Here is a 26,484-nt window from a genome sequence, read left to right as displayed (position 1 = left end):
CGCGGCATCTCGGATGCGGCGAGACCCCGCCAGGAGCGGGGTCTCGCCGTGCACGCGCCGTCTCAGTCGCGCAGCTGCGCGCCGAAGCGCTCGCTCGCGACGGCCACTCCGGCGAGCTTCGCGTCGGATGCCTCGGCGGCGGTGAGCGTGCGGTCCGGTGCGCGGAAGCGCAGCGCGAACGTGAGGCTCTTCGACCCCTCGGGAACACCCTGACCGCGGTAGTCGTCCACGAGGCGCAGCGACTCGAGCAGGGAGCCGGCCCCCTCGGCGAGCGCGGCGCGGAGCGAGGCCGCCGGCAGATCGGCCGGGACGATGAGCGAGACGTCCTGCGTCGCGGCGGGGAACGTCGACAGCGACTCGGCGACGACGCGATCGCCCGCGCGATCGAGCACGGCGTCGAGGTCGATCTCGCCGACGGTGACCCGCCCGACGAGGTCGGCCTCGTCGGCGACCTGCGGGAGCAGCTCGCCCACGTACCCCACGACGTCGCCGAGCACGGAGAGCAGGCCGGTGCGGCCCGGGTGCAGCGCCGCGCGCTCGCCCTGGACGACGTCGATCTCGACGCCCGCGGCCGCGGCGATCAGCCGGACCGCGTCGAGGGCGACCTCGAGTCCGGCGGCCTCGGCCGCGCGACCGGGCTGCTTCGGCGCGATGCTGCCCGCGAGCAGGAACGCGATCCGGCGCGGCTGCTCCGGGATGGAGGCGTCGATCGCGGCGAGCGTGGTCGCGTCCGGTCGCACGGCGAGCGGCGGGATGGTGTCGGTCCCGTAGGTCATGCCGGGCTCGGGGAGGAAGACGGTGCCGACCTCGAAGAGCGCCAGATCGGTCAGACCGCGCGCGAGGTTCCGGTGCGCGGTCTGCAGCAGGCCCGGGATGAGCGATCGGCGCAGGTCCGGGGCCTGGCCGTCGAGCGCGTTCGCGAGCCGGACGCTCGGCAGGCGCTCTCCCGACGCCGACCCGTGCAGGTCGTTCTGCTCCTGCGTCGTGAACGGGAAGGCGGGGGTCTCCACGAAGCCCGCGGCCGCGAGCGCGTTCGCGACGCGGCGGCGCCCCTGCTGCAGGGGCGTGTAGCCGCGTCCCGACGGCGGAGTCGGGAGGATCGACGGGATGCGGTCGAGCCCGTGGATGCGCGCGACCTCCTCCGCGAGCGTCCACTTGTCGGTGAGATCCGGACGCCAGGACGGCGGGATGACCTGCCATCCGCCATCGACGGCGGCCACCTGGGCGCCGATCATCTCGAGGGCGCCCACGATCTCGTCGTCCGTGTAGTCGACGCCCACGATGCCGGGCACGAAGGCCGCGGGGAGCTCGATCCCCTCGGACACCTGCTCGGCGTACAGCGCGCTGCCCAGCTCGTCTGCCGTTCCGCCTGCGAGCTCGACCATGAGGTCGACCGCGCGCTGCGCCGCCGCGTACGGGATGGCCGGGTCGACCCCGCGCTCGAACCGACGCGACGCATCGCTCGACAGCTTGTGCCGGCGCGCCGTGCGCGCGATCGAGACCGCGTCGAATGTCGCGGCCTCGATGAGGACGTTCCTGGTGTCGTCGCCCATCTCGGTCGTCGCGCCGCCCATCACGCCGGCGAGGCCGATCGGGCCCGACTCATCGGCGATGAGGAGGTCCTCCGGGTCGAGCGTGCGCACCTGGCCGTCGAGCGTCTCGAGCTTCTCGCCCGGCTCCGCTCGGCGGACCGTGATGCCGCCCGTGAGCTTGTCGAGGTCGTAGCCGTGGATCGGGTTGCCGAGCTCGAGCATGACGTAGTTGGTGATGTCCACGAGGATGCCGAGCGAGCGCACACCTGCGAGCGACAGCCGCGCGATCATCCACGGCGGCGTCGGCTTCGATGTGTCGACGTCGCGGACGACCCGCGTGACGAACTCCGTCGCGCCCACGCGCCCCCGGATGGGCCGCGTGTCGACGACCGACACCGGGAATCCCTCGCCCGACGCGACGTCGCCGAGCTCGGCGGGGTCGCGGAAGGCCGCGCCGGTGGCGTGCGCGTACTCGCGTGCGATGCCTCGGATCGACAGCGCGTAGCCGCGGTCGGGCGTGACGTTGACGTCGACCGCCGCGTCATCGAGGCCGAGGAGGGCGATCGCGTCGGCGCCGACCTCCGGGTCGAGGCCGAGCTCGACGAGACGGAGGATGCCGTTGTGCTCGTCGCCCAGGCCGAGCTCGCGCGCGGAGGCGATCATGCCATCCGACAGGTGACCGTAGGTCTTGCGGGCCGCGATCGGGAAGGGTCCGGGCAGGACGGCGCCGGGCAGCGTCGCGACGATCTTGTCGCCGGGGAAGAAGTTGCTCGCGCCGCAGACGATGCCGCGCGGCTCCTCCTCTCCGACGTCGACCTGGCACCAGCGGATCGTCTTGCCGTTCTTCTGCGGCTCCTCCTCGAAGGAGAGCACCCGGCCCACGACGATCGGGCCGGTCAGGTCGAAGCGGACGACATCCTCCTCCTCGAACCCGACGCGCACGAGCGCAGCGAGGACGTCCTCGGGGGTCGCCTCCTGCGGAAGATCGACGTACTCACGCAGCCACGAAAGCGGGACGCGCATCACACCACCATCCCGAACTGCTCGCTGAAGCGCACATCGCCCTCTGCCATGTCGCGCATGTCCTTCACGTCGCTGCGGAACATGAGCGTGCGCTCGATGCCCATGCCGAACGCGAACCCGCTGTAGACCTCCGGATCGATCCCCGCCGCGCGGAGCACGTTGGGGTTGATCATGCCGCAGCCGCCCCACTCGATCCAGCGCGCGCCGCCCTTGAAGGTCGGGTGCCAGAGGTCGAGCTCGGCCGACGGCTCGGTGAACGGGAAGTAGTTGGTGCGCAGGCGGGTCTTCGCCTCCGCGCCGAACAGCTGCCGTGCGACGTGGTCGAGGGTGCCCTTGAGGTGGGCCATCGTGATGCCCTTGTCGACGACCAGGCCCTCGAACTGCGTGAAGACAGGCAGATGCGTCGCGTCGAACTCGTCGGTGCGGTACACGCGGCCGGGGCAGATGACGTAGACCGGCAGGTCGCGCTCGAGCATCGAGCGCACCTGGACGGGGCTCGTGTGCGTGCGCATGACGAGATGGCGCTCGACCGGGTCCACGAAGAACGTGTCCTGCATCTGGCGCGCGGGGTGGTCCTCGTCGAAGTTCAGGGCGTCGAAGTTGAACCACTCGTGCTCGAGCTCGGGTCCCTCCGCGATCTCCCATCCCATGCCGACGAAGATGTCGCCGATCTGCTCCTGCAGGAGCGAGAGCGGATGGCGCGCGCCGGTGCGCGTGCGGCTCGCGACGGCGGTGATGTCGACCCGCTCGGCCTCGAGCCGGGCGGCCAGCTCGGCCTGCGCGAGCTCCTCCTCGCGCGCGGCCAGGGCCTGCGTCACTCGTCCGCGTGCCTGCCCGACGAGCTTGCCGAACTCGGCCTTCTGCTCCTTCGGCACGCTGCGCATCTGCGCGTTGAAGGCGGCCAGGGGCGACCCCTCCCCCGCATGCGCGGCGCGGGCGGCTTTCAGGGCCGCGGTGTCGGGGGCCGCGGCGATCGCGGCGAGCGCGGCCGCGACGGCTGCTTCGACCCCTTCGGGCGTGATCTCGGGAGCATCAGACACGAGAGTCGAGTCTAGTCGGCCGGTCGCCGTGCTCCGCCGCGCTCAGAGCGCGGGCGAGGGCGCGGGATGTGCCCGGCGATCGGCGCATCCGCACCGCGAGCTCCTCGTCCTCCACGCTGTCGAAGGCCGCTCGAGCGGCCTCGACCGCAGGCAGCGCCGCGGTGGTCCAGCGGTAGAGCGCGTCGATGAGGTCCTGCAGCGTTCGACCCAGGGCGCTGATGCGGTACTCCACCGCGACCGGCCGCGTGCTCAGCACGACACGGTCGACCATGCCGTTGCGCTCCATGCGGCGCAGGGCCGTCGTGAGCGACTTCTGGGTGATCGCGGGGATCGCCCGGCGCAGCTCGCTGAAGCGCCGCGGTCGCTCGCAGAGTGTGTCGAGAATCCGCAGCGACCACTTGTCGAGGAGCTGGTCGAGGAGATCGCGGTGCTCTTCGGCGAGTCGGAGCGGGTCGGTATCCGGCATGAAACCTCGTCTCGTTGAAGTGCCTTCTCGGCGGTGAGTACACAGGAGATCCCTGAACGGAAAGGAATCGTGTCGTGACTGTAGAACTGCTGACTCCGGAGGGGATGTTCCAGCCCGTGCCCTACCACCACGTCTCGGTGAGCACCGGGTCGCGTCTCGTCCATGTCGCCGGCCAGATCGCGCGTGACGAGGCCGGCCGCGCCGTGGCGCCGGGCGACCTGGCCGGGCAGCTCGCCCATGCCCTCCGCAACACCGCGCGAGGTCTCGCCGGCGCCGGTGCCACCTTCGGTGACGTCGTGCGCCTGCGCTTCTTCGTGACGCGGTGGACCCCGGAGTCCTATCCGGCATTCATGGAGGGCATCGAGCGGGTCGCCGATGAGCTCGGGATCCCGCAGCCGCTGCCGCCGCTGTCGGCCATCGGGGTGGACTGCCTGTTCGAGCCGGACGTCCTCGTCGAGGTCGAGGCCGAGGCGATCCTGGACTGAGCCCCGCGGAGCACGGCGCATCCGGTCGCCGTGCTCCGTCGCGCTCAGAGCGCGGGCGGCTGCGGGCCCCACGACGGCGCGTACATCGCCACGCCCTCGTAGGTCCAGTTCCGGTCGCCCTCGCGCAGCTGACGCGCCTCCGCGGCGTTCGCGGTGTAGAAGTGCTTGCGGAACTTCGCGCTCCAGAAGCGGTGCACCGGCACCGTGTCGCGGTTGGCGGAGGCGGCGGTGCAGAACCCGATGCCCTCGTACGTCCAGTTCCGGTCGGTGGTGCGGACCTTCTGCGCCTCCTGGGCGTTGGTCGTGTAGAAGTGCGATGCGAACGACGACGACCAGAAGCGGTGGACGGCGACCGTTCCGGCGCGGCAGCTCCCGTTGGACACCGGCCACACGCGGAAGTCGGTGCCCTCGTACGTCCAGTTCCGATCGGTCCGGTGGAGCGTCTGCGCCTCGGACCGGTTCACGGTGTAGAAGTGCGCGTTGTCGAACTTCTGGCTCCAGAAGCGGTACACCGCGACGCTGTCGCGCGGGTCGGCCTTGCCGCCCGACCCGCCGCCCGTGGGACCGAACCAGTCGGTGTAGTAGTTGTAGAAGTTCCGGTTGCCGTACGACGCACAGGGGTCGGACGAGGCTCCGTAGCCTGCCGCGAGCGACGCCGCGTTCGGCTGATACGGCGTGTAATAGTACAGCGCGGCGGTCGCCTTGTTGGCGATCTGGACCGGGCCGGATCCGCAGCTCGCATTCGGGTGCCAGCGCACCTGCGAGGTCTTCCCGACGGGGTACCAGTTGAAGTACGGGTCCTTGGCGTACCGCTGCAGCTGGTACGCCGCCATGTACACCTGGTTCTGGAAGCCGAAGTACCGCTCGTCGCACGACGCGCCGTCAGGGCAGGCGTAGCCCATCGCGATGTCGTAGCGCCAGTCGCTCGGCCAGGTGTGCGTGACGAGGCCCTGCTCCTTCTGGAGCATGACGAGGAGCACCTTCTCGCTCACGCCGCACGCGCGGGAGACCTTGGAGATGATGGTCGCCGCCGACTCGCGCGATGCTCCCTGATACGTCCCGGCGCAGTACGCGTTCGCCTGCTTCGTCGCCGTCCGCTGCGCGAACTCCTTGAGGCACGTGTAGTCCGGATGGCAGTTCGGCACCTTGCCGTTGAGGAACGACTGGATCTGCGCGGCCGACATCGTGCCCGAGGTGTACATCTTCGCGTCGCTGATGAGGTTGCCCGCGTTGAAGCCGGCGAGCGTCGCCGCGTCGACCGCGTCGTCCTGCGCGGAGTACTCACCCGGGTCGGCCTCGTCCTCCGTGGGCGATCCGAGGTAGTCACCGTCCTCGGGCGTCGGGATGTCGGCGACATCCGTCTCGGCGGCCGCCGAAAGCGCCGCGGAACGCGGATCGGCGACGGGAGCGGCGACAGAGCCGGCGGCGGGAAGCAGGGCGATCGCGAGGGCGGCCGCGATTCCGAGCGCGACGCGACGCAGAGGGCTCCGGTCGGAGCGCGATGTGGGGAGAGGCACGCGGCCAGTATTCCAGAAGCGGGCCGCGTGCCCGATGCGACGCCGGCCGACGGGCGCCGTGCTCAGGCCGAGCGGCCGCTCGTGCCCTCGCCGAAGGGGTCAGCGCCCTGCTGCGCGATGACCGACGTGACCGTCGCGTCCTCGTGCTGACGCGGATCGGGCGCGCCGCCGCGGACCTTGGGCGAGCTGCTCATCCGCTTCTCGGTGTACCTCGCGATGCCCGAGAGGATGAGGCAGAGGCCGATGTAGATGGCCGCGACGATGATCGTCGCCGGGACGATCGGCGAGTCGAGCGGTGCCCGCGAGCCGATGAAGCGCGCGAAGAACAGCAGCTCCTCGTACGTGATGATGAAGCCGAGGGCAGTGTCCTTGAGGGTGACGACGAGCTGGGCGATGATCACCGGCATCATCGCGCGGATCGCCTGCGGCAGCAGGATGAGGCGCATCACGCCCGACTTGCCGAGTCCGATCGCGTACCCCGCCTCGCTCTGCCCCTTCGGCAGGGCGAGGACGCCGGCCCGGATGACCTCCGCGAGCACGGAGCCGTTGTACGCGATGAGCGAGATGACGACGACCCAGTAGTTCTCCATCCGGATGCCCACGACCGGCAGCCCGTAGTAGAGGAGGAACATCATGACGAGCACGGGGACCGCGCGCAGGAACTCAGTCACGGTGGCGATGGGCCAGCGGATCCAGGCGTGGTCCGACAGGCGGCCGATCGCGAGGAGGAAGCCGAGGATGAGCGCGCCGACCGCCGCGAGGCCGAACGCGGCGAGCGTCCGTCCCGTGGCCGCTGCGATCTGCGCCCACACCGCGGTGTAGGTGAATGCCTCCCACTTGGACGCCGTGAACTGGCCCGTCGCCGCGAGCCGCCACACGAGCCATCCGATCACGGCCGCGACGAGCACGATCGTGAGGGCGCCGATGATCCGGTTCCGGACGATCGCGCGCGGTCCGGGGACGTCGTAGAGAACGCTTCCGCTCATCGCGACACCGTCCAACGCTTCTCGAGCGCCCGCTGCAGCCACGACAGCAGCATGACGAGCGCGACGAACACCACCATCACCCAGATGATCACGACGAGCTGGTTCTCGCCGCGCTCGCTCATCCAGTCGCGCAGCGACCCGAGGTTGAGCACGGAGAAGCCGGCGGCCACCGTCGTGTTCTTGAGGAGCGCGATGAACACGCTCATCATGGGCGGGATCACCGAGCGGAACGCCTGCGGCATGACGACCAGCGTCATGACCTGCCCGAAGCTCAGGCCGATCGCGCGCGCCGCCTCGGCCTGCCCCACGGGCACCGTGTTGATGCCCGAGCGGATGGTCTCGGCCACGTAGGTCGCCGTGTAGATCCCGAGGGCGCAGATGCCGAGCAGCGTGTAGTCCATCCGCACCCCGAGCAGGGGCGGCAGCGCGAACGAGAACCCGAAGAACACGAGGGTGAGCGGCGTGTTGCGGATCGTGTTCACGTACAGCGTGCCGACCGCCCGGGCGATGGGCACGGGCGAGACGCGCATGGCCCCGACGATGATGCCGAGGACGAGCGCGAGCAGCCCGCCGCCGAAGAAGAGCTTGAGGGTGCCGAGCAGCGCCTCGCCCCACAGGTCGAGGTTGTCGGTGATGACGCCCACGGTTCTCCTTCCAGACGATCAGCGTCGAGGGTGCGGGCCGGGGACGCCGCCCCCGGCCCGCACGGGATCAGTCGACCTCGGGCTGCTCGGCGACGACGCCGGCCGGCTCGAGGTACTGCTCGTACAGGGCGGTCCACACGTCGTTGCCCTCGGTGAAGAGGGTGTTGATGTGCTCCTGGAGCGCCGTGTCGCCGTCGGCGATGCCGACGCCGTAGCGCTCCTCGCTGAAGGGCTCGCCGGCGAGCTTCAGCTCGTCGGGGCGCTCCTGGACGTAGCCCGCGAGGATCGCCTCGTCGGTCGTGATCGCGTCGACCTGGCCCTGGAGCAGGTTCTCGACGCACTCCGAGTAGGTGCCGCGCTCGACGACCTCGCCGCCGTACTCCTCGCGGATGCGCTGCAGCGGCGTCGAGCCCGTGACCGAGCAGGTGACCTTGTCGACGAGGTCGTCGGGCCCGTTGATCGAGTCGTCGTCCGCCGCCACGAGCAGGCCCTGGCCGGTGATGAAGTACGGCCCGGCGAAGTCGATGAGCTCGTCGCGCGCGTCGGTCATCGAGTAGGTGCCGACGTAGTAGTCGATGTTGCCGTTGATGATCTCCTGCTCGCGGTTCGCCGAGGGGATCGTCTGGAAGTCGATCTGGTCCTCGCTGAAGCCGAGCGACGCGGCGATCCAGCGTGCGATGTCGACGTCGAAGCCCGTGCGCTCGCCGCTCACCGGGTCCTCGTAGCCGAGCCCCGGCTGGTCGTTCTTGACGCCGATGACGACCTCGCCGGCCTCCGTCATGCGATCGAAGGTCGGGCTGCCCTCGAGCTGGACGTCGCTCGCGACCTCCCAGAGCGCCTCGTCGCCGCCGTCGCCACCCGCGTCCCCGCCGGTGCCGCCATCACCCGTGGGCGACCCGCTGTTGCAGCCGGCGAGGGCCAGCAGCGCGACGGCCGCGATGCCGACGCCCGCGATGTTCCGGAACTTTCGCATGTGATTTCCTCTCTCGTGGATCAGATCGAGTCGCGTGCGCGTGGCCGCGCGACCCCGGTACGTCACTGGGTGATGAGCTTCGACAGGAAGTCCTTGGCACGGTCCGACCGCGGATTCGTGAAGAACTCCTCGGGCGTCGCCTGCTCGACGATCTGCCCATCCGCCATGAACACGACGCGATTCGCGGCCTTGCGCGCGAATCCCATCTCGTGCGTCACGACGATCATCGTCATGCCCTCGCGTGCGAGGCCGACCATGACGTCGAGCACCTCGTTGATCATCTCGGGGTCGAGCGCGCTCGTCGGCTCGTCGAAGAGCATGACCTTCGGATGCATCGCGAGAGCGCGTGCGATCGCGACGCGCTGCTGCTGGCCGCCCGAGAGCTGGGCGGGGAGCTTCGACGCCTGCTGGCCCACGCCGACGCGGTCGAGCAGCGCCCTGGCCTCCTTCTCGGCGTCGGCCTTCTTCATGCCGCGGACCCGGATCGGGCCGAGGGTCACGTTCTCGAGGATCGTGAGGTGCGAGAAGAGGTTGAACGACTGGAACACCATGCCGACCTCGGCGCGGAGATTCGCGAGCGCCTTGCCCTCCTTGGGCAGCTCCTTGCCGTCGATCGTGATCGTGCCGCTCGTGATCGTCTCGAGGCGGTTGATCGTGCGGCACAGCGTCGACTTGCCCGAGCCGGACGGCCCGATGACGACGACGACCTCGCCCTTGTCGACGGTGAGGTCGATGTCCTTCAGGGCGTGGAAATCTCCGTAGTGCTTCTGCACGTCCTTGATGACGACGAGGGGCTCAGCCATGGGCCCACCCTAGGCGCACTCTGAGCATCGGCTGAACACCGACGCGGGAGCCTTTACCGAGTTGTAACGGGTCGACGGCGGCTCAGCCGGCCGCGCGCTGCGCGAACGCGGTCTCGTAGAGGCACACGCTCGCGGCGGTCGCGAGGTTGAGCGACTCGGCCTTCCCGTAGATGGGGAGGCGCAGCGCGCCGTCGGCGAGGGCGAGCGCCTCGTCGGCGAGCCCGCGCGCCTCGTTCCCGAACAGCCATCCCATCGGGCGAGCGAGCGCGCCGCTCTCCCGCGCCGCGAGGAGGTCGTCGCCCTTCACGTCGGCCGCGAGGACAGCGAGTCCCGCGCCCTTCGCGCGCGTGATGACGTCCTCGAGCTCCGCGCCGACCGCGACCGGCACGTGGAAGAGCGACCCGGTGGTCGAGCGGACGACCTTGGGGTTGTACGGGTCGACCGTGCGGCCCGTGAGGATCACGGCGTCCGCGCCCGCGGCATCGGCCGCCCGGATGATCGTGCCCAGGTTGCCGGGATCGCGCACCTCCTCGCAGATCGCGATGAGGCGCGGCTCTGCCGCGAACACGTCCTTCAGCGCCGTGGGGTTCTGCTTCGCCACCGCGACGAACCCCTGCGGCGTGACCGTGTCGGCCATCGACTCGAGGACGGGCTCGGTGACGAACTCGATCTCGACGCCCTCGTCGATCAGCCGAGCACGGAGGTCGGCGTGCTTCTCGAGCGCCGTCGGCGTCGCGAAGAGCTCGACGATCACGTCGGGGCGGTAGGTCACCGCCTCGCGCACGGCCTGCGGCCCCTCCAGGAGGAACAGCCCCGTCTCCTTGCGCGCGACGCGCCTCGCCAGCTTCGCTACGGCCCGCACACGCGGCGACCGGGGATTCTCCAGCACATGTCAAGTCTAGGGACATGACAAGAGGGCGCCCCTCACGGGACGCCCTCTTGCGGAGATCGTGTCAGATCACGCAGCCGACTTCGGCGCGTTCACGTCGCCCGGCAGCGCCTTCTTGGCGACGTCGACGAGCGCGGCGAACGTGGCGGGCTCGTTCACGGCGAGCTCGGCCAGCATGCGGCGGTCCACCTCGACACCCGCGAGGCCGAGGCCCTGGATGAGGCGGTTGTAGGTGAGGCCGTTGGCGCGGCTCGCAGCGTTGATGCGCTGGATCCACAGGCGACGGAAGTCGCCCTTGCGCTGGCGGCGGTCACGGTACGCGTAGACGAGCGAGTGGGTGACCTGCTCCTTCGCCTTCCGGTACAGACGCGAACGCTGTCCGCGGTAGCCCGAGGCGCGCTCGAGGATGACGCGACGCTTCTTCTGCGCATTGACTGCGCGCTTGACTCTAGCCATTCTTCATACTTCCTAACGAACGTGCGTCGCGGTCAGCGACCGAGGAGCTTCTTGACGACCTTGAGGTCGTTGCCAGAGATGACCTGGTCCTGGTTCAGGCGGCGGGTGCGGCGGCTCGACTTGTGCTCGAGGTTGTGACGCATGTTCGCCTGCTGCTTCTTGATCTTGCCGCTGCCGGTGATCTTGAAGCGCTTCTTGCTGCCCGAGTGGGTCTTCTGCTTCGGCATCTTCTTCTTTTCCTTACGTCTGCGCCCCACGGGGCGACGTTGTGTGCAACCCGCCGCGGCGGGAAGTTCTCGGGACTACTCCCCGGCGGGAGCGGCCTTGGCCTCGCGCTGCGCCTGCTTGTTGGCTGCGCGGGCGGCGTTCTGCTCGGCCTTCGCCTCCGACTTGTTCTTGTGCGGAGCGATCACCATCACCATGTTGCGGCCGTCGATCGTCGGGCGCGACTCCACGGAGCCGAACTCCGAGACGTCCTCGGCGAACTTCTGCAGCAGGCGCACGCCCTGATCGGGACGCGACTGCTCGCGTCCGCGGAAGAGGATCATCGCCTTGACCTTGTCGCCGGCCTGCAGGAAGCCCTCGGCACGCTTGCGCTTGGTGTCGTAGTCGTGCTGGTCGATCTTCAGGCGGAAGCGGACCTCCTTGAGGACCGTGTTCGCCTGGTTGCGGCGTGCTTCCTTGGCCTTCTGGGCGGCCTCGTACTTGAACTTCCCGTAGTCCATGATCTTGACCACGGGAGGACGAGAGTTGGGGGCCACCTCGACGAGGTCGAGGTCTGCCTCCTGCGCCAGGCGCAGAGCAACCTCGATACGGACGACGCCGATCTGCTCGCCTGCCGGGCCGACGAGTCGGACCTCTGGCACGCGGATGCGCTCGTTGGTGCGGGGATCGCTGATGCGGAACTCCTTGGGTGCGAGATTCGAGCCTCCGCAGCTGCGAGGGTCGCGGCTGCGGGCGGGAGAGTCTTCAGCATCCACCCGAGCACGACGACACGCATCGGCTCGACACCCTGATCGACTCGCGCAGACGCGAGCGGAGTGTGCATGACCCGGTAGCCTGGAACGGCAAGCGCGGGTGGGAACTGAATCCTCTTTCGTCCGGAGAGCACTCCGGAGCCCGCAGAAGTCTAACAGAGAGCGGACCATGAGCGCCATTCCCGCGGACAACTCCCCCTTCGACCCCGAGCGCCACGCGCGATGGGAGGAGCAGGAGCAGGCGTCGGCGGCGACAGACGCCGTCCGCGACATCGCCGACGTCGCGGCCGTCGAGGTCATCGCCTCCGGCTGCGTGCACCTCATGAGCGCCGCCGCCGTCAAGCTCGGTCTCGCCGACTCGCCGGACGCCGACGACCTCGTCGATCTCGACGAGGCGCGCAAGCTCATCAACGCCCTCGCGGGACTCGTCACGGCCGCGGCGCCCGAGATCAGCGACATGCACGCGCGGCCGATCCGGGATGGCCTGCGCTCGCTTCAGCTGCGCTTCCGCGAGCTGTCGACGATCCCCGACGCCCCCGGCAAGGGGCCGGGCGAGAAGTGGACGGGGCCGGTCGTCTGACGCCCGACGCGACGGCCCCACGTCTCAGGCGGCGTCGAGTTTGACCTGGAGCGAGTCGACGAGCACGGCGATCCGGTCGTCGGCGGCCCAGCGGCGCGCGAGACGCTGGAGGACGGCGTCGAGCTCGGACCGGTCGAGGCCCGCGATGAGCTTCAGGCGCACGATGAGCTCCGGGCCGGCGAGCCGCGCGCCCGGATCCCCTGCCTCCACGCCGACATCGACGACGGCGAGCTCCCCCGCCACGCTGTCCTGCAGCCCGAGCAGGACGTCGGGATTGGCCGGGGCGGGCTCCCACCCCTGATCCTGCGCGATCGCCCACACGGCAGGGCGGCGCACGACGAACTCGGTCGGGCTCGTCGGGTCGAGCACGATGAGGTCGGTGTCCTCGCCCGCCGCCGAGAGCGCAGCGCGCGTGCCCGCAACCGGGATCGGCCGCGCCTTCGGGTCCCACGCGGACATGGTGTCGACGCAGGAGAAGAGCGGAAGCACCTTGCGCCCGTCTGGCGCGGCCACGGTCACGATCGAGAGCTCCTGGGTCTTGTCGACCGTGAGGCCGTTCGGCCCGACGCCCTCGTCGCCCTTCTCCGCGACGAGCGGCACGAGCACGCGCGCCGTCCGCAGGGCGTCGACGACCGCGCGCTGAGAGCCGGACCCGGCACGGAACGACGTCAGCGCCTCCCACAGGGCGGGATCGGCTGAGCCGTCGTCGCCTGCCGCCGGGTTCGGCTGGAACCGGCGGCCCTCCCAGGGGACGCCGGCGGAGTCGGCGGAGTTGTCAGTACCCCGCGACATCCAGTGCCTCGGCGAGCGTGAACGCACCGGCGTAGAGCGCCTTGCCCACGATCGCCCCTTCGACGCCGAGCGGCACGAGCTCACGCAGCGCGACGATGTCGTCGAGGCTCGACACGCCACCCGAGGCGACGATCGGCTTGGGCGTGCGCTGCGCCATCTCGCGGAGCAGCTCGATGTTGGGGCCGCGCAGCGTGCCGTCCTTGGTGACGTCCGTGACGACGTAGCGGCTGCAGCCGGCCTCCTCGAGGCGGTCGAGCACCTCCCAGAGGTCGCCGCCGTCCTGGGTCCAGCCGCGCGCGGCCAGCGTCGTCCCGCGCACGTCGAGGCCGACCGCGATCGCCTCGCCGTAGCGGCTGATCACGGAGGCCGTCCACTCGGGGTTCTCGAGGGCCGCCGTGCCGAGGTTGATGCGCTGGGCGCCGCTCTCGAGCGCAGCCTCGAGCGAGGCGTCGTCCCGGATGCCGCCGGACAGCTCGACGTTGACGCCGCGCATGTGCTTGATCACCTTGCGCAGGATGCCGGCGTTGCTGCCGCGGCCGAACGCGGCGTCGAGGTCGACGAGGTGGATCCAGTCCGCCCCCTGGCTCTTCCAGTTCTCCGCGGCCTCGATGGGGTCGCCGTAGCTCGTCTCCGAACCGGCCTCGCCCTGCGTCAGGCGGACGGCCTTGCCGTCCGCGACGTCGACGGCAGGGAGGAGGGTGAGAGCGGGAGTGGATGCGAAATCGTTCATGTCACCTCGTGCTCGCAGGCATCTCCTGCCGACGCACGAGTCAAGAGACTAGACCCGTGCCGCCCCCGACTCCAAGTCGACGCGGCTCAGCCTTCGCGGCGCAGCCCGTCGACCCAGTTGCGGAGCAGGCGGATGCCCGCCTCGCCCGACTTCTCGGGGTGGAACTGCGTCGCGCTGAGCGGTCCGTTCTCGACCGCGGCGAGGAACCGGCCGCCATGCGTCGCCCACGTCAGGACGGGCTGCGGGAACGGCGGATCGACCTCGAGCTCCCACTGCTGCGCGGCGTAGGAGTGCACGAAGTAGAACCGCTCGGACTCGAGCCCCTGGAAGAGGCGCGAGCGCTCCCCCGCCTCGACGGTGTTCCAGCCCATGTGCGGCACGACCGGGGCGTCGAGCTCGGTCACGGTCCCCGGCCACTCCGCGAGGCCCTCCGTCTCGACCCCGCGCTCGATGCCGCGGGCGAAGAGCACCTGCATGCCGACGCAGATCCCGAGGACGGGGCGCCCTCCCGCGAGGCGGCGCTCGATGAGCTCGCCGCCGCGGATCGCGTTCAGCTGCTCCATGACCGCCTGGAACGCGCCGACGCCGGGCACGAGCAGCCCGTCGGCCGCGAGCACCGCCTCGCGGTCGCGCGTCAGCTCGACGTCGGCGCCCGCGGCCTCGAGCGCCTTGACGGCGGAGTGGACGTTGCCCGAGCCGTAGTCGAGCACCGCGACGGTCGGTCGCTCGCCGCTCACAGCGCGCCCTTGGTCGAGGGGATGCCCTCGACGAGCGGATCGAGGGCCTTGGCCTGACGGAACGCGCGCGCGAAGGCCTTGTACTCGGCTTCGGCGATGTGGTGCGGGTCGCGGCCGTTCAGCACGCGGACGTGCACGGTCAGGCCCGCGTTGAACGCGAGGGCCTCGAACGTGTGGCGCACGAGCGAGCCCGTGAAGTGGCCGCCGATGAGGTGCTGCTCGAAGCCCGCCGGCTCCCCCGTGTGCACGAGGTAGGGACGCCCCGAGATGTCGACGACGGCCTGTGCCAGCGCCTCGTCGAGCGGGACGAGGGCGTCGCCGTAGCGCGAGATCCCCGCCTTGTCGCCCAGCGCCTCGCGGATGGCCTGCCCGAGCACGATCGCCGTGTCCTCGACCGTGTGGTGCGCGTCGATGTGGGTGTCGCCGGTCGCCTTCACGGTCAGATCGGTGAGCGAGTGCTTCGCGAACGCCGTGAGCATGTGGTCGAAGAACGGCACGCTCGTGTCGATGCTGCTCCTGCCCGTTCCGTCGAGGTCGAGCTCGAGCTCGATGCTCGACTCGCTCGTGGAACGGGTGCGGCGCGCGGTACGGGTCATGCTCCGATTCTACCGGCGCGACCCGACCGGGCTCCTCGCGCGCTCAGCGGCCGATCTCGGCGAGCGCGCCGAGGAAGGCGCTCGTCTCGTCCTCGGTCCCCGCGGTCACCCGGAGGTGTCCGGGGATCCCGATGTCGCGGATGAGCACGCCGCGGTCGTAGAGCGCCTGCCAGGTCGCGTGCGGATCCTCCACGCCGCCGAACAGGACGAAGTTCGACCACGTCGGGTACACGGTGTAGCCGAGCGCCTCGAGCGTGGCCGAGATCCGGTCGCGCTGCTCGACGATCTCGTCGACCATCGCGAGCATCGTGTCGGCGTGACGCAGGGCCGCGGAGGCCGCCGCCTGGGTGAGCGCGCTGAGGTGGTACGGGAGGCGGACGAGGCGGAGGGCGTCGACGACCGCGGGGTCCGCGGCGAGGTAGCCGACGCGCGCGCCCGCGAAGGCGAACGCCTTGCTCATGGTGCGCGAGACGACGAGCCGGGGCCGCCCGGGCAGCAGCTGGAGCGCCGACGGCACGTCGCGGGGCGCGAACTCGCGGTACGCCTCGTCGACGATGACGATTCCGTCGGTCGCGTCGTAGACGGCCTCCACGACGTCGTTCTCGAGCGGCGTCCCTGTCGGGTTGTTCGGTGCGCACAGGAACACGACGTCGGGCCGGGCCTCCGCGACCTGCGCGGCCGCGCTCTCGGGCGTGAGGGAGAAGTTCGCCCCCCGCTCCCCCGAGACGAACGTCGCGCCGACGCCGCGCGTCAGCAGCGTGTACATCGAGTAGGTGGGGGCGAATCCGAACGCCGTCCGCCCCGGGCCGGCGAACGCCTGGAGCAGGTGCTGCAGCACTTCGTTCGAGCCGTTCGCGGCCCAGATCTGCTCGGGCTCGAGCCCGTGCCCGAGGTACTCCGCGAACCCCTCGCGGAGCGCCGTGAACTCGCGATCCGGGTAGCGGTTCACATCCCGCAGCGCGAGGGCGACCGAGTCCGCGATGTCGTCGGCGACCTCGTCGGGGATCGGGTGCGTGTTCTCGTTGACGTTCAGCGCGACGGGCAGCGGCGCCTGCGGAGCGCCGTAGGGCTGCTGTCCGCGGAGGTCGTCGCGCAGGGGGAGGTCATCGAGAGAGACGGTCACCCGTCCATGCTAGAGCGCGCGACGGACTCACTCGCCCGTCGAGTAGGCGGCGGGGATGGCGATCTCCTGCCCCGCGGCGATGTCGCTCCCGGGGAGCTGGTTGAGGTGCAGGATCTCGTCGACGACGTCGCGCGGGTCCGCCTCGGGGGCGACCGCCTGCGCGATGTCCCACAGGGTGTCGCCCGCCATGACCGTGACGGTGTCGAAGGTGCCGGCAGGCGCACTGTCCTCGCGCGAGGCGAGGGCCGCGCCGCCGCTGAGCACCCCGAATCCGATCGCCGCGACGAGCGGAGCCGCGGCGAGCGCGGCGAGGACCCGGCGGCCGCGCACCGTGAGGCGGAGGCGGGTCGAGCGTGCCGGAGCGGAGCTGGTCGTGCGCATGGCGGTTCCTTCCTGTAGATCACTTCGATTCCGTCTGCTCGGCCGGGAGAGACGGACCCGAAGTGATGTTCCGAACCTATCTTCGATGTGGTCGCGGTGTCAAGAACTCTCTTCGAACGGGTTTCGCGACTTCTGCGAGACACGCTCGAACAAATCTCCCGGAATCCCGTCGAGATCCGCTAGCGTCGTCCTGACGGGACCACCACATCACGCACCTCCGACATTCGAGCGGGGCAGCGAAGGAGCACGACATGACGGATGCGGGCACGCGCGAGGAGAAGCCGCGCACGCGGCGGCGCAAGAACCTGAGCGACAAGCAGCTGGCCATCCTCGAGGTCATCCAGCGCTCCATCCAGCACAACGGCTACCCGCCGAGCATGCGCGAGATCGGCGACGCGGTCGGACTGAAGTCGCTCTCGAGCGTGACGCATCAGCTCGGGCAGCTCGAGCTGAGCGGCTACCTGCGTCGCGACCCCGGGAAGACCCGCGCGATGGAGGTGCTCATCGATCTCCCGGGCTCGGCGGCCGAGAACCCGGCCGACTCGGGCCCCGCGGTCGGCGACGCCGCTCTCGTGCCGCTGGTCGGCCGCATCGCCGCCGGCGTCCCGATCACTGCCGAGCAGCAGGTCGAGGAGATCTTCCCCCTCCCCCGACAGCTCGTCGGCAAGGGCGAGCTCTTCATGCTCAAGGTCAGCGGCGAGTCGATGATCGACGCGGCGATCTGCGACGGCGACTGGGTCGTCATCCGGTCGCAGGGCACGGCGGAGAACGGAGACATCGTCGCGGCCATGGTCGACGGCGAGGCGACCGTCAAGACGTTCCGTCAGCGCGACGGCCACACCTGGCTCCTCCCGCGCAACTCGGCGTTCGAGCCGATCCTCGCCGACGACGCTGTGGTCCTCGGCAAGGTCGTCGCCATCCTGCGCGCGGTCTGACGGCGCACACGAGGAGGGCGGGAGCCGGTCGGCTCCCGCCCTCCTCGTGTGCCGGGAGCGAACCGGCGGTCAGGAAGCCGCGGTCTCGCGCAGCGCGACCCCGGCTTCGCGCAGCACCGCGAGCACGGTCTCGTGCTCGTTGAAGGCGTAGAGGTGGATGCCCGGGGCCCCGCCGGCGAGCACCGCGCGCGCGAGGTCCGCCGCGTAGGCGATGCCGATCTCCCTGCGGCCCTCGGGGGTCGGCTCGACCTCGAGCGCGATCGACAGCTCCGACGGCAGGGGCTCGCCCGTCAGCTCGAGCATGCGCGCGAGCTTGGCGGGAGAGGTCACGGGCATGATGCCGGGGAGGATCGGGATGGTCACGCCCGCGGCCCGGGCGCGATCGACGAAGCGCAGGTAGTCGTCGGCATGGAAGAAGAGCTGGGTGATCGCCGCCTCGGCGCCGGCCGCCTGCTTCGCGAGGAGCGCATCGAGGTGCTCGAGCGGATGCCGCGAGCGCGGATGCCCGTTGGGGAAGGCCGCGACGAGCGTGCGCGCACGCGGGGCGCGGTCCACCCGCACCGCCTCGGGAACGCCCGGGATCGTCGTCTCGCCGTAGGGAGCGCGCTCGGCCTGCACGCGGTGGATGAGCTGGACCAGCTCGGCCGAGGTCCGCAGGTCGCCCAGGAACGCGTCGTCCTCGTCCTTCCCGGCGGGCGGGTCGCCGCGGATGGCGAGGAAGCTGAGGATGCCCGCGTCGAGGAACTCGCGGATGAGGGCGCTCGCCGTCGCGTAGTCGTTGCCGACGCACGTGAGGTGAGCGAGCGGCTCGACGTCCGTGTTCTCGCGGATCCACCGCAGCACGCGCAGCGACGCACCGCCCGTGGAGCCGCCCGCGCCGTACGTGACGGAGAGGAAGTCCGGTCCCGCGGCGGCCAGGCGGCGGATGGTCTCCTCGAGAGCCGCGGTGCGCGCGGGCGTGCGCGGCGGGTACAGCTCGAACGAGAACGGCGTGGCCGACGTCGCCATGTCCCTCCTCCGTGCTCTCCGGTCGCCGCGGCGATCCCCTGCCGCCGCATCCGGCCTCTCCTCTCCCGACCGTAGTCGCCCGCGCGCGGGCGCGGGAGCATCTGTGACGCTCCGTGTCGGAACGTCGCCGGTTACCGTGGAGGACATGACGCAGACGCTCCCGTTCGGCTCGTGGCCGTCGCCCATCGCGGCGTCCGACATCGCGGGGAACTCCCCGCGCCTCGGCGACGCGCGGTTCGTAGGCGGCGACGTCTGGTGGGCCGAGGGCGTCGCGGCCGAGCGGGGGCGCACAGCGGTGCTGCGGGCGAGCGACGGCGCGAGCGTTCTTCCCGCGCCCTGGAGCGCGCGGTCTCGCGTCCACGAGTACGGAGGCGGCGCGTGGACCGCGGCCGACGACGGCGCACTCCTCTTCGTCGAGCAGTCGGATCAGCGCGTGTACCTGCGCACGGCCGATGCGGAGCCCATCCCGCTCACGCCCGCGGGCACCGGCATGGCGTTCGGCGACCTCGTCCTCGCGGAGGGCCGACTGTGGGCGGTCCGCGAGACTCAGGGCGCCACGGGGGCTCCCCGTCGCGACATCGTCGTCATCCCGCTCGACGGCAGCGCGGCGGAGGACGCGTCCGCGATCGTGAGCGTCGTCGCAGGGAGCGACTTCGTCGCCTACCCCGCACCGCGCGCTGGCCGGCTCGCGTGGATCGCGTGGGACCATCCGGACATGCCGTGGGATGCCGCGGAGCTGCGCGTCGGGCGCATCGAATCGGATGGGCGCGTGCGCCGCTGGACAACACTCGCCGGCGGGCGCGGCGTCGCGGACGGGCAGGATGTGTCGGCGCTGCAGCCCGAATGGGCGGCGGACGATGAGCTCCTCTTCGTCGCGGACCCTCCTGCCGCGCCCGGCGGCCCTGCCCGATGGAACCTCCGCCGCGCCCGGCTCGACGCGGCCGGAGGCGCCGTCGTGGAGCCGCTCCTGCCTGCCGACGCCGACACGGGCGGGCCGCTCTGGAATCTCGGCACCCGCTGGTACGCGCGGCTCGAGGACGGTCGGATCGCCGCGGTGCAGACGAACGGACGCGACCGGCTCGTGCTCGTCGATCCCGGAACGCGGGCGGTGACGGAGCTCGAGACGCCGCTCGGGCAGATGCTCGTCAAGGACGTCGCCGGCGCACGCCTGCTGCTGTCGGGCGCCGGTCCGCGGACGCCGGGCGGCATCTGGCTCCTCGACGTCGACGCGCGGACCTTCGCGCCGGTGCGCGGCGGGGAGACCGACCTCGACCCGGCGTGGATGCCCGAGGCGCTGCCGCTGTCGTTCCCCGGGCCGCGCGGGGATGTGCACTCCTTCGCGTATCCGCCGACGAACCCGCTCACGACGGGCCCCGAGGGCGACCTGCCGCCGTATCTCGTGCTCGTGCACGGCGGCCCGACCGCGCACGTCTCGGGCGACCTCTCCCTCGCGGTCGCGTACTTCACGAGCCGGGGCATCGGCGTGCTCGATGTCAACTACGGCGGATCGACCGGCTACGGGCGCGCGTACCGCGAGCGCCTGAAGGGCGGATGGGGCGTGGTCGACGTCGAGGACGTCGCGGCCGCCGCGCGCGGCATCGCCGAAGCCGGCATCGCCGACCCCGCGCGCCTCGCGGTGCGCGGAGGATCCGCGGGCGGATGGACCGTGCTGTGCGCGATCGCCGACACCGACGTGTTCTCGGCCGGGATCAGCCGCTACGGCGTCGCCGACCTGCGGATGCTCGTCGCCGAGACGCACGATTTCGAGGCGCGCTACATCGACGGCCTCGTCGGCCCGCTCCCCGAGGCGGAGGAGCTGTACGCGAGGCGATCGCCGCTGTCTCGCCCCGAAGCGCTCCGCACGCCCCTCCTCATCCTCCAGGGCGCGGACGACCCGGTCGTGCCGCCCTCGCAGTCCGAGGCGCTGGGCGACGCGCTCGCGGCGAACGGGGTCCCGCACGCCTACCTGCTGTTCGAGGGCGAGGCGCACGGGTTCCGCGGGCGCGAGGCGATCATCCGCTCGTTCGAGGCCGAGGTCGCGTTCCTCGGCGCCGTCCTCGGGTTCGAGACGCCCGTCGTGCCGCCCCTCGAGATCGAGGGCCTGTCCGACCCGCGGGGTACGGTCTGACGCGATGGAACTCACAGCGCTCGTGCTCGCCGCGATCGGCGGCGCCGACCTCATCCGCGCGGCAGCGCAGGGCGCGCGCCTGCGCACGGCGGGCGTGTCTGCCGTGCTCGTCGTCTGCGCGCTCGCCGGCGCGGCGCTCGGCGCCGATCCGCTCGCTTCGCTCGTCCTGGCGCTGGCCCCGGTCGTCGCCGCGCTCGGCTGGCTCGCGACCATGCGCGCCGACGACTCTCCGCTCGGCTTCCTCCCGGTCGTGCTCCTGGCCGGCATCGCCCTGACGGCGATCGTCGTCCCGCCGCCCGCGGTCGCCATCCGCGTCGAGTGGGGGCAGGGCGAGGGCCTTCCCCTGTCGCTCGTCCTCCTCGCGGCCGGCGGCGCCCTGTTCCTGCTCGAGTCGGCGAACCGGGTCGTCCGCACCGCGCTGCGCACGGAGGACGTCCCCGCGGACGGCGACGTCGCCCCGTCGCGGCGGCGGCGCCTCTTCGGCCAGCGCGGCGAGCGCGACACCGCGGCGCCCGACCTGCAGGACGTGCACACGCTCCGCGGCGGACGCCTCATCGGACCGCTCGAGCGGATCGTCGTCGGCGGCCTCCTGCTCGCGCACGCCTACCCGGTCGTCGCCGCGCTCATCGCGGCCAAGGGAATCGTGCGCTTCCCCGAGATCTCCCGTGACCGCGAGCGCGGCACGCAGGCGGAGTACTTCCTCGTCGGGAGCATGGTGAGCTGGGCGCAGGCGCTCGCGATCACCGCCCTCGTGTGGCTGGGGTCCGCCGCGCTCGGCTGAGCGAGGCGGACCCCGCGCTCACCCCGCGCTCACCCCGCGCTCGAGAAGCGCTCGAGCTCTGCGGCGAGACGCGGCGACACGCGCGCATGGACTCGCGTGCCCCCGGACTCGTGCTCCTGCTCGAGGAAGAGGCCGGTCTCGTGGATGGCCGAGATGAGATCGCCGCGGTCGTAGGGAACGAGGGCTCGCACCTCCACCGCGGGAACGGGAAGCGCCGCCTCCACAACGGCGCGGAGCTCCTCGATGCCCTCGCCCGTGCGGGACGAGACGAACACGGCGTCGGGCTCGAGACCGCGCAGCACGAGGCGCGCGTCCTCATCGATGAGATCGGCCTTGTTGAACACGATGATCTCGCGGATGTCGCGCGCGCCGACATCCGCCATCACATCGCGGACGGTCGCGATCTGGCCGGCCGGATCCGGGTGGTGCGCGTCGACGACGTGCACGATGACGTCGGCGTCGGCGACCTCCTCGAGCGTCGAGCGGAACGCCTCGACGAGCTGATGCGGCAGGTTGCGCACGAACCCGACCGTGTCGGCGAACGTGAACACGCGCCCGTCGGATGTCTCGGTGCGCCGCACGGTCGCGTCGAGCGTCGCGAAGAGCGCGTTCTCGACGAGCACCCCCGCGCTCGTGAGGCGGTTCAGAAGCGACGACTTGCCCGCGTTCGTGTACCCGGCGATCGCGACCGACGGGACGGTGTGCCGCTTGCGCTCGGAGCGCTTGGCGTCGCGCGCGGGCGCGAAATCCCTGATCTGCTTGCGCAGCTGCGCCATGCGGGTGCGGATGCGGCGGCGATCGAGCTCGATCTTCGTCTCACCCGGTCCGCGCGAGCCCATGCCCGCTCCGCCCGCGCCGACCTGTCCGCCCGCCTGGCGGCTCATCGACTCGCCCCAGCCGCGCAGACGCGGCAGGAGGTACTCGAGCTGGGCGAGCTCGACCTGGGCCTTGCCCTCTCGGGTCTTCGCATGCTGGGCGAAGATGTCGAGGATGACGGCGGTCCGGTCGATCACCTTGACCTTGATGACGTCCTCGAGCGCGCGCCGCTGGCTCGGGGCGAGCTCAGCGTCGGCGATCACGGTGTCGGCGCCGGCGGACATCACGATGTCCTTGAGCTCCTCCGCCTTGCCGCGCCCGATGTAGGTCGCGGGGTCGGGATGCGGGCGACGCTGCAGGACGCCGTCGAGCACGGTCGAGCCCGCCGTCTCGGCGAGCGCGGCGAGCTCCCGCAGGGAGTTCTCGGCGTCGACGAGCGAGCCCTGCGCGTAGACGCCCACGAGGACGACGTTCTCGAGACGCAGCTGGCGGTACTCGACCTCCGTGACGTCCTCGAGCTCGGTGGACAGACCGGCGACGCGTCGGAGCGCGTGGCGCGCCTCGAGGTCCCACTGGTCGCCGTCGGTCGTCGACCCGGCCGCGGTTCCCGCATCCTGCAGCGCCTGCGCTGCTCCGAAGATGCGGACGCCCGAGCGCGCCTCCGCGTGCGAGAGCACGCGATCGACCGGGTCCGTCGTCGGATCGGTCTGCACGTCGGGATGGAAGGTGTCGGTCAAAGGGTGCCTTTCGTGGTGGTGTGCGCTCCGCGGGCCCGGGCCGGCGTGCGTCCGGGTGCGATGAGCCCTACAGGATACCGCGCGCGGGGATCGCGGGACAGGCGGTTGCGGGAACGACGGTGTTGCGTGCGACCCGGATGCCTCCGGTAATCTCGAGGATCATGGGGGACCACTACTTCAGCGCGCATCCCTCCGCCCCCGAGCAGCTCCGTCGCATCCGCGTGTCCCTCGCCGACCGCGACGTCGAGGTGACGACCGCGGGCGGGGTCTTCAGCCCGGATCACGTCGACAGCGGCACCCGCGTGCTGCTGTCGAACACCCCTGAGCCTCCCGCCGGCGGCGACTTCCTCGACCTCGGCGCCGGCTGGGGCCCGATCTCCCTGTCGCTGGCCATGCTCTCTCCGCGCGCTCGGATCTGGGCGGTCGACGTCAACGAGCGCGCGCTCGATCTCGTCCGTCGCAATGCCGATGAGCTCGGCCTCGACAATGTCAACGCGGTGCTGCCCGAGGATGTTCCCGACGGGATCTCGTTCCGCACGATCTGGTCGAACCCGCCCATCCGGGTCGGCAAGGCCGTGCTGCACGAGCTCATGGAGACGTGGCTCCCCCGACTCGCCGAGCGCAGCGATGCCTACCTCGTCGTGCAGCGCAACCTGGGCTCCGACTCCCTGCACCGCTGGCTCGACGCCGCTCTCGACGACCGCTTCAGCGTCCACCGCCACGCGACGGCCAAGGGCTTCCGCGTGCTCAAGGTGCGCCGACACGGCAGCCCGGCCACCGGAGCCGTCGAGATCGCCTAGCCGCGCTCAGGCGGCAGCGCGGCGCGCGCGGCCGTGACCACCGCCTCGCGGATGGCCGTGAGCAGCGGCGACCGCAGGTTCCACTGCTGCCAGTAGAGCGGGACGCGCAGCCGCGGCTCGCCCAGCTTCACGAGCAGTCCCGTCTCGATGCCCGGCTTCGCCTGCAGCGGAGGGAGCATCCCCCATCCGAAGCCCAGCCGCACGGCGGCGGCGTAGTCCTCGGATGCCGGGACGTAGTGGCGGGGCGGCCGCGACGGGTCGACGCCGCGCTCGCGCAGCCAGGCCGACTGCACGTCGTCGGCGCGGTCGAAGTCGATCAGCGGCGCGCCCGCGAGTGCGCTCGCCGTGACGCCGTCGGGGAGCCACCGAGCGACGTAGCCCGGCGTCGCGACGGCGTCGTAGATCGTGTCGCCCAGGGCGGTCACCGTGCACCCCGCGATCGGCTCGCGCTGCGACGTGACCGCGGCCATGACGGTTCCGGCCTCGAGCAGCGCGGCCGTGCGGTCCTCGTCCTCGCGGCGCAGCTCGAAGGCGACGTCGTGCGTGCGCGTCACCGGCTCCAGCCCCGGCAGCAGCCACGTCGCGAGCGAGTCGGCGTTCACCGCGATCGGCACGCTCATCCGTCCGGGCCCCTCGAGTCCGAGCGCGACGCTCGCATCGTGCGCAAGCAGCCCGTACTGCCGCGCGAGGCGCACGACGACCGCGCCCGCCTCCGTGGCGCGGGCGGGCTTGGAGCGGACGATGAGCACGCGCCCGAGCTGCGCCTCGAGCGACCGCAGCCGCTGGCTGACCGCCGACGGAGTGATCCGCAGCGCGCGAGCGGCGCCCTCGAGGCTCCCCTCATCGACGATCGCGGAGACAGTGCCAGCGAGTTCGGGCGAGATCTGCATAAGCAGAGCTTAACGAGCGTGAGAATCGTTAGATCCGCTTTTCCCTTCTCGCAGCGAGCGCGTAGCGTCGAGAGCATGTTCAGCGCCCTGCTCGCCGGCTTCGGCCTCTGCCTCTCGCTCATCGTGGCACCCGGTGCGCAGAACGTCTTCCTCCTCAAGATGGGCATCCGCCGCCAGCACGCGGTCGCCCTCGCGGTGACCTGCTTCCTCAGCGACGTCGCGCTCGTCGCGGCGGGCGTCGCCGGATTCGGCGTGGTCGTGGAGCACCTGCCCTGGCTCTTCGACGCCGTCAAGTGGGCGGGTGTCGTGTTCCTCGCGGGATACGCTCTCGCGGCGGGGTGGCGCGCCCTCCGGCCGACGGGCGAGACCCTCGCGGTCGCCGAGGAGCCGGGCGTCGACCGCGAGCCGGAGTCCTCGGCGGGATCGCGCACGAGCACGGCGACGATCGTCCGTCCGCGCACGGCGACCACGGCGCTCCTGCCGGCCGTCCTCGCGTGCCTCGCGATCACGTGGCTCAACCCGCACACGTATCTCGACACCGTGCTGCTGCTGGGCTCGATCTCCGCGAGCTACGGCGACGCCCGTTGGCTCTTCGGCCTCGGCGCGGTGCTGGGAAGCGCCGTCTGGTTCGCCTTCCTCACGGCGATGGCGCGCGTCGCGGCGCGCTGGCTGCGCTCCCCGCGCTCGTGGCGCATCCTCGACGGAGCGATCGCGGTGATCATGGCGGCGCTCGCGACGACGCTCGCCTTCGCCTGATCAGGCGAGCGCGACGGTCCCCGAGAACACGAGGGTCGCCGGTCCCGAGAGCGCGACGTGCTCGCCCTCCTCGGTCGGGAACATCCGCACCCCGAGCGTTCCGCCGGGCACGTCGACCCGCCAGAAGTCAGGGGCGTCGGCGCCCGCCCAGTCGCGGACCGCGAGGGCCGCGGCCGCCGTCCCCGTTCCGCAGGAGAGGGTCTCACCCACGCCGCGCTCGAACACGCGCATGCGGATGCGTCCGATGCCGTCCTTCACGCCCTGCGGGACGACGAACTCGATGTTCGCTCCGTGGGGCGGCACCGGGTCGATGATCGGCTGCAGCGTGAGGTCCAGGCCGGCGAGCTCCTCCTCGGAGGCGAGCGCCACCACGACGTGCGGGTTGCCGACGTCGATGCCGAGGCCCGGCCGTGCGACGCTGAGGCCCCGCGCGCGTACGAGCGGGTCGCCCGGCTCGGCGCGCCATCGCCCGAGGTCGACCTGGAAGCCCGTCTCGCTGCGTGTGATGTCCTTGACGCCCGCGCGAGTGCCGATCGGCAGCGTCGAGCCCGCCGGCAGGTCGGCGAGGCCGGCGTCGAGCAGATAGCGCGCGAACACGCGCGTGCCGTTGCCGCACATCTCGGCCTTCGAGCCGTCGGCGTTGCGGTAGTCCATGAACCACTCGGCGGCCGGTTCCTCCGCGAGCGACGCGGCGCCTTCCGGGAGCGCCACCGAGCGCACCACGCGCAGCAGGCCGTCCGCGCCGATGCCGAAGCGCCGGTCGCACAGCGCCGCGATCTGGTCGTCGGTGAGGTCCAGCTCGCCTTCCGGGTCGGCGACGATGACGAAGTCGTTGCCCGTGCCGTGTCCCTTGGTGAACTGGATCTCCGTCATCCCCCCAGTCTATGGCCGCGGGATGGCGGC

29 protein-coding genes are annotated in these 26,484 nt (G+C 71.4%); 7 read left to right on the top strand and 22 right to left on the bottom strand.

Annotation, left to right across the window (positions count from 1 at the left end):
- Positions 1 to 62: 62 nt before the first annotated feature.
- Genes pheT through PKE79_RS13755 form a run of 3 tightly spaced genes read right to left on the bottom strand, consistent with a single transcriptional unit; the run spans position 63 to position 4,061 of the window.
- Entirely contained in the window at positions 63 to 2,555 is a 2,493-nt protein-coding gene (gene pheT, locus PKE79_RS13765) for a phenylalanine--tRNA ligase subunit beta (protein ID WP_271174277.1), read from the bottom strand.
- The gene (gene pheS / locus PKE79_RS13760; protein WP_271174276.1) at positions 2,555 to 3,595 is read right to left on the bottom strand and encodes a phenylalanine--tRNA ligase subunit alpha; all 1,041 of its coding nucleotides are present in this window, start codon (positions 3,593 to 3,595) and stop codon (positions 2,555 to 2,557) included. The genes pheT and pheS overlap by 1 nt, the downstream gene beginning before the upstream one ends.
- Positions 3,588 to 4,061, bottom strand: a complete 474-nt coding sequence (locus PKE79_RS13755) for a winged helix-turn-helix transcriptional regulator (RefSeq protein ID WP_271174275.1) — start codon at positions 4,059 to 4,061, stop codon at positions 3,588 to 3,590. The genes pheS and PKE79_RS13755 overlap by 8 nt, the downstream gene beginning before the upstream one ends.
- A 74-nt stretch (positions 4,062 to 4,135) precedes the next feature.
- Here PKE79_RS13755 and PKE79_RS13750 point away from each other — a divergent pair, with 74 nt between their 5' ends.
- The gene (locus PKE79_RS13750) at positions 4,136 to 4,546 is read left to right on the top strand and encodes a RidA family protein (RefSeq protein ID WP_271174274.1); all 411 of its coding nucleotides are present in this window, start codon (positions 4,136 to 4,138) and stop codon (positions 4,544 to 4,546) included.
- 44 nt (positions 4,547 to 4,590) lie between these two features.
- Here the strand turns inward: PKE79_RS13750 and PKE79_RS13745 are convergent, their stop codons facing one another.
- The 9 genes from PKE79_RS13745 to infC form a co-directional block, all read right to left on the bottom strand.
- Entirely contained in the window at positions 4,591 to 6,063 is a 1,473-nt protein-coding gene (locus PKE79_RS13745; RefSeq protein ID WP_271174273.1) for a hypothetical protein, read from the bottom strand.
- A gap of 62 nt (positions 6,064 to 6,125) precedes the next feature.
- Positions 6,126 to 7,049, bottom strand: coding sequence for an amino acid ABC transporter permease (locus PKE79_RS13740; protein ID WP_271174272.1), 924 nt, complete (start codon positions 7,047 to 7,049; stop codon positions 6,126 to 6,128).
- Positions 7,046 to 7,693, bottom strand: a complete 648-nt coding sequence (locus PKE79_RS13735) for an amino acid ABC transporter permease (protein WP_271174271.1) — start codon at positions 7,691 to 7,693, stop codon at positions 7,046 to 7,048. Before PKE79_RS13735 ends, PKE79_RS13740 begins: the two co-directional genes overlap by 4 nt.
- Positions 7,694 to 7,760: 67 nt before the next feature.
- Positions 7,761 to 8,666: a glutamate ABC transporter substrate-binding protein gene (locus PKE79_RS13730; protein WP_271174270.1), complete on the bottom strand. Its 906-nt coding sequence runs from the start codon at positions 8,664 to 8,666 to the stop codon at positions 7,761 to 7,763.
- A gap of 62 nt (positions 8,667 to 8,728) precedes the next feature.
- Positions 8,729 to 9,469 carry an amino acid ABC transporter ATP-binding protein gene (locus PKE79_RS13725; RefSeq protein ID WP_271174269.1) on the bottom strand — a complete coding sequence of 247 codons (741 nt, stop codon included), beginning with the start codon at positions 9,467 to 9,469 and terminating at the stop codon, positions 8,729 to 8,731.
- 82 nt (positions 9,470 to 9,551) lie between these two features.
- Positions 9,552 to 10,358 carry a TrmH family RNA methyltransferase gene (locus PKE79_RS13720; RefSeq protein WP_271174268.1) on the bottom strand — a complete coding sequence of 269 codons (807 nt, stop codon included), beginning with the start codon at positions 10,356 to 10,358 and terminating at the stop codon, positions 9,552 to 9,554.
- Between the two features lie 69 nt (positions 10,359 to 10,427).
- Positions 10,428 to 10,814, bottom strand: coding sequence for a 50S ribosomal protein L20 (rplT, locus tag PKE79_RS13715; RefSeq protein WP_271174267.1), 387 nt, complete (start codon positions 10,812 to 10,814; stop codon positions 10,428 to 10,430).
- A gap of 32 nt (positions 10,815 to 10,846) precedes the next feature.
- Positions 10,847 to 11,041: a 50S ribosomal protein L35 gene (rpmI, locus tag PKE79_RS13710; protein ID WP_259606271.1), complete on the bottom strand. Its 195-nt coding sequence runs from the start codon at positions 11,039 to 11,041 to the stop codon at positions 10,847 to 10,849.
- A gap of 75 nt (positions 11,042 to 11,116) precedes the next feature.
- A complete protein-coding gene (gene infC, locus PKE79_RS13705) occupies positions 11,117 to 11,713 on the bottom strand; it encodes a translation initiation factor IF-3 (protein ID WP_310090211.1) in 597 nt (198 codons plus the stop codon).
- Between the two features lie 247 nt (positions 11,714 to 11,960).
- Here infC and PKE79_RS13700 point away from each other — a divergent pair, with 247 nt between their 5' ends.
- On the top strand, positions 11,961 to 12,371 hold the full coding sequence (locus PKE79_RS13700) for a DUF1844 domain-containing protein (RefSeq protein WP_271174265.1): 411 nt from the start codon (positions 11,961 to 11,963) through the stop codon (positions 12,369 to 12,371).
- 24 nt (positions 12,372 to 12,395) lie between these two features.
- On the opposite strand, the gene PKE79_RS13695 is transcribed toward PKE79_RS13700, so the two are convergent.
- From PKE79_RS13695 to PKE79_RS13670, 6 genes are all read right to left on the bottom strand, one after another.
- The gene (locus tag PKE79_RS13695; RefSeq protein ID WP_271174264.1) at positions 12,396 to 13,163 is read right to left on the bottom strand and encodes an SseB family protein; all 768 of its coding nucleotides are present in this window, start codon (positions 13,161 to 13,163) and stop codon (positions 12,396 to 12,398) included.
- Entirely contained in the window at positions 13,147 to 13,893 is a 747-nt protein-coding gene (priA, locus tag PKE79_RS13690) for a bifunctional 1-(5-phosphoribosyl)-5-((5-phosphoribosylamino)methylideneamino)imidazole-4-carboxamide isomerase/phosphoribosylanthranilate isomerase PriA (RefSeq protein ID WP_271174263.1), read from the bottom strand. Before priA ends, PKE79_RS13695 begins: the two co-directional genes overlap by 17 nt.
- 86 nt (positions 13,894 to 13,979) lie before the next feature.
- Positions 13,980 to 14,630: an imidazole glycerol phosphate synthase subunit HisH gene (gene hisH, locus PKE79_RS13685; protein WP_271174262.1), complete on the bottom strand. Its 651-nt coding sequence runs from the start codon at positions 14,628 to 14,630 to the stop codon at positions 13,980 to 13,982.
- Positions 14,627 to 15,226 (bottom strand): imidazoleglycerol-phosphate dehydratase HisB, encoded by a 600-nt coding sequence (hisB, locus tag PKE79_RS13680; RefSeq protein WP_271174261.1) that lies wholly within the window; start codon positions 15,224 to 15,226, stop codon positions 14,627 to 14,629. Before hisB ends, hisH begins: the two co-directional genes overlap by 4 nt.
- Before the next feature lie 43 nt (positions 15,227 to 15,269).
- On the bottom strand, positions 15,270 to 16,349 hold the full coding sequence (locus PKE79_RS13675) for a histidinol-phosphate transaminase (RefSeq protein WP_271174260.1): 1,080 nt from the start codon (positions 16,347 to 16,349) through the stop codon (positions 15,270 to 15,272).
- 27 nt (positions 16,350 to 16,376) lie between these two features.
- Positions 16,377 to 16,730 (bottom strand): LysM peptidoglycan-binding domain-containing protein, encoded by a 354-nt coding sequence (locus PKE79_RS13670; protein WP_271174259.1) that lies wholly within the window; start codon positions 16,728 to 16,730, stop codon positions 16,377 to 16,379.
- A 251-nt stretch (positions 16,731 to 16,981) separates the two neighbouring features.
- On the opposite strand from PKE79_RS13670, the gene lexA reads away from it, so the two are divergent.
- Positions 16,982 to 17,665, top strand: coding sequence for a transcriptional repressor LexA (lexA, locus tag PKE79_RS13665; protein ID WP_271174258.1), 684 nt, complete (start codon positions 16,982 to 16,984; stop codon positions 17,663 to 17,665).
- A 69-nt stretch (positions 17,666 to 17,734) separates the two neighbouring features.
- Here the strand turns inward: lexA and PKE79_RS13660 are convergent, their stop codons facing one another.
- Complete coding sequence (locus PKE79_RS13660; protein WP_271174257.1) at positions 17,735 to 18,673, bottom strand: methylenetetrahydrofolate reductase; 939 nt, start codon at positions 18,671 to 18,673, stop codon at positions 17,735 to 17,737.
- A 145-nt stretch (positions 18,674 to 18,818) separates the two neighbouring features.
- Here PKE79_RS13660 and PKE79_RS13655 point away from each other — a divergent pair, with 145 nt between their 5' ends.
- Both PKE79_RS13655 and PKE79_RS13650 read left to right on the top strand, forming a co-directional pair.
- Positions 18,819 to 20,801 carry an alpha/beta hydrolase family protein gene (locus tag PKE79_RS13655; RefSeq protein WP_271174256.1) on the top strand — a complete coding sequence of 661 codons (1,983 nt, stop codon included), beginning with the start codon at positions 18,819 to 18,821 and terminating at the stop codon, positions 20,799 to 20,801.
- A gap of 4 nt (positions 20,802 to 20,805) precedes the next feature.
- On the top strand, positions 20,806 to 21,582 hold the full coding sequence (locus tag PKE79_RS13650) for a hypothetical protein (protein WP_271174255.1): 777 nt from the start codon (positions 20,806 to 20,808) through the stop codon (positions 21,580 to 21,582).
- Positions 21,583 to 21,611: 29 nt separating this feature from the next.
- Here the strand turns inward: PKE79_RS13650 and hflX are convergent, their stop codons facing one another.
- The gene (gene hflX / locus PKE79_RS13645; protein ID WP_271174254.1) at positions 21,612 to 23,135 is read right to left on the bottom strand and encodes a GTPase HflX; all 1,524 of its coding nucleotides are present in this window, start codon (positions 23,133 to 23,135) and stop codon (positions 21,612 to 21,614) included.
- A gap of 161 nt (positions 23,136 to 23,296) precedes the next feature.
- Between hflX and PKE79_RS13640 the strand changes: the two genes are divergently transcribed.
- Positions 23,297 to 23,935 (top strand): class I SAM-dependent methyltransferase, encoded by a 639-nt coding sequence (locus PKE79_RS13640; protein ID WP_271174253.1) that lies wholly within the window; start codon positions 23,297 to 23,299, stop codon positions 23,933 to 23,935.
- Here PKE79_RS13640 and PKE79_RS13635 read toward each other — a convergent pair.
- Positions 23,932 to 24,825 carry a LysR family transcriptional regulator ArgP gene (locus tag PKE79_RS13635; RefSeq protein WP_271174252.1) on the bottom strand — a complete coding sequence of 298 codons (894 nt, stop codon included), beginning with the start codon at positions 24,823 to 24,825 and terminating at the stop codon, positions 23,932 to 23,934. The two genes, PKE79_RS13640 and PKE79_RS13635, sit on opposite strands and share 4 nt — an antisense overlap.
- Positions 24,826 to 24,900: 75 nt before the next feature.
- On the opposite strand from PKE79_RS13635, the gene PKE79_RS13630 reads away from it, so the two are divergent.
- Complete coding sequence (locus tag PKE79_RS13630) at positions 24,901 to 25,581, top strand: LysE/ArgO family amino acid transporter (protein WP_271174251.1); 681 nt, start codon at positions 24,901 to 24,903, stop codon at positions 25,579 to 25,581.
- Here PKE79_RS13630 and dapF read toward each other — a convergent pair whose 3' ends face one another.
- On the bottom strand, positions 25,582 to 26,454 hold the full coding sequence (gene dapF, locus PKE79_RS13625) for a diaminopimelate epimerase (protein ID WP_271174250.1): 873 nt from the start codon (positions 26,452 to 26,454) through the stop codon (positions 25,582 to 25,584). It lies immediately after the preceding gene.
- Between the last annotated feature and the right edge of the window lie 30 nt (positions 26,455 to 26,484).

This window comes from Microbacterium barkeri (genome assembly GCF_027921765.1).
Classification (GTDB): domain Bacteria; phylum Actinomycetota; class Actinomycetes; order Actinomycetales; family Microbacteriaceae; genus Microbacterium; species Microbacterium barkeri.
This window is presented reverse-complemented; position numbering and strand designations above follow the sequence as displayed.

Bases quoted from the DNA above. Each gene is read 5' to 3' on its own strand.
- pheT (WP_271174277.1), bottom strand. From the start codon at position 2,555: ATGCGCGTCCCGCTTTCGTGGCTGCGTGAGTACGTCGATCTTCCGCAG.
- PKE79_RS13755 (WP_271174275.1), bottom strand. From the start codon at position 4,061: ATGCCGGATACCGACCCGCTCCGACTCGCCGAAGAGCACCGCGATCTC.
- PKE79_RS13740 (WP_271174272.1), bottom strand. From the start codon at position 7,049: ATGAGCGGAAGCGTTCTCTACGACGTCCCCGGACCGCGCGCGATCGTC.
- PKE79_RS13730 (WP_271174270.1), bottom strand. From the start codon at position 8,666: ATGCGAAAGTTCCGGAACATCGCGGGCGTCGGCATCGCGGCCGTCGCG.
- PKE79_RS13725 (WP_271174269.1), bottom strand. From the start codon at position 9,469: ATGGCTGAGCCCCTCGTCGTCATCAAGGACGTGCAGAAGCACTACGGA.
- rplT (WP_271174267.1), bottom strand. From the start codon at position 10,814: ATGGCTAGAGTCAAGCGCGCAGTCAATGCGCAGAAGAAGCGTCGCGTC.
- rpmI (WP_259606271.1), bottom strand. From the start codon at position 11,041: ATGCCGAAGCAGAAGACCCACTCGGGCAGCAAGAAGCGCTTCAAGATC.
- PKE79_RS13700 (WP_271174265.1), top strand. From the start codon at position 11,961: ATGAGCGCCATTCCCGCGGACAACTCCCCCTTCGACCCCGAGCGCCAC.
- PKE79_RS13695 (WP_271174264.1), bottom strand. From the start codon at position 13,163: ATGTCGCGGGGTACTGACAACTCCGCCGACTCCGCCGGCGTCCCCTGG.
- priA (WP_271174263.1), bottom strand. From the start codon at position 13,893: ATGAACGATTTCGCATCCACTCCCGCTCTCACCCTCCTCCCTGCCGTC.
- hisB (WP_271174261.1), bottom strand. From the start codon at position 15,226: ATGACCCGTACCGCGCGCCGCACCCGTTCCACGAGCGAGTCGAGCATC.
- PKE79_RS13670 (WP_271174259.1), bottom strand. From the start codon at position 16,730: ATGCGCACGACCAGCTCCGCTCCGGCACGCTCGACCCGCCTCCGCCTC.
- lexA (WP_271174258.1), top strand. From the start codon at position 16,982: ATGACGGATGCGGGCACGCGCGAGGAGAAGCCGCGCACGCGGCGGCGC.
- PKE79_RS13660 (WP_271174257.1), bottom strand. From the start codon at position 18,673: ATGGCGACGTCGGCCACGCCGTTCTCGTTCGAGCTGTACCCGCCGCGC.
- PKE79_RS13655 (WP_271174256.1), top strand. From the start codon at position 18,819: ATGACGCAGACGCTCCCGTTCGGCTCGTGGCCGTCGCCCATCGCGGCG.
- PKE79_RS13650 (WP_271174255.1), top strand. From the start codon at position 20,806: ATGGAACTCACAGCGCTCGTGCTCGCCGCGATCGGCGGCGCCGACCTC.
- PKE79_RS13640 (WP_271174253.1), top strand. From the start codon at position 23,297: ATGGGGGACCACTACTTCAGCGCGCATCCCTCCGCCCCCGAGCAGCTC.
- PKE79_RS13635 (WP_271174252.1), bottom strand. From the start codon at position 24,825: ATGCAGATCTCGCCCGAACTCGCTGGCACTGTCTCCGCGATCGTCGAT.
- PKE79_RS13630 (WP_271174251.1), top strand. From the start codon at position 24,901: ATGTTCAGCGCCCTGCTCGCCGGCTTCGGCCTCTGCCTCTCGCTCATC.
- dapF (WP_271174250.1), bottom strand. From the start codon at position 26,454: ATGACGGAGATCCAGTTCACCAAGGGACACGGCACGGGCAACGACTTC.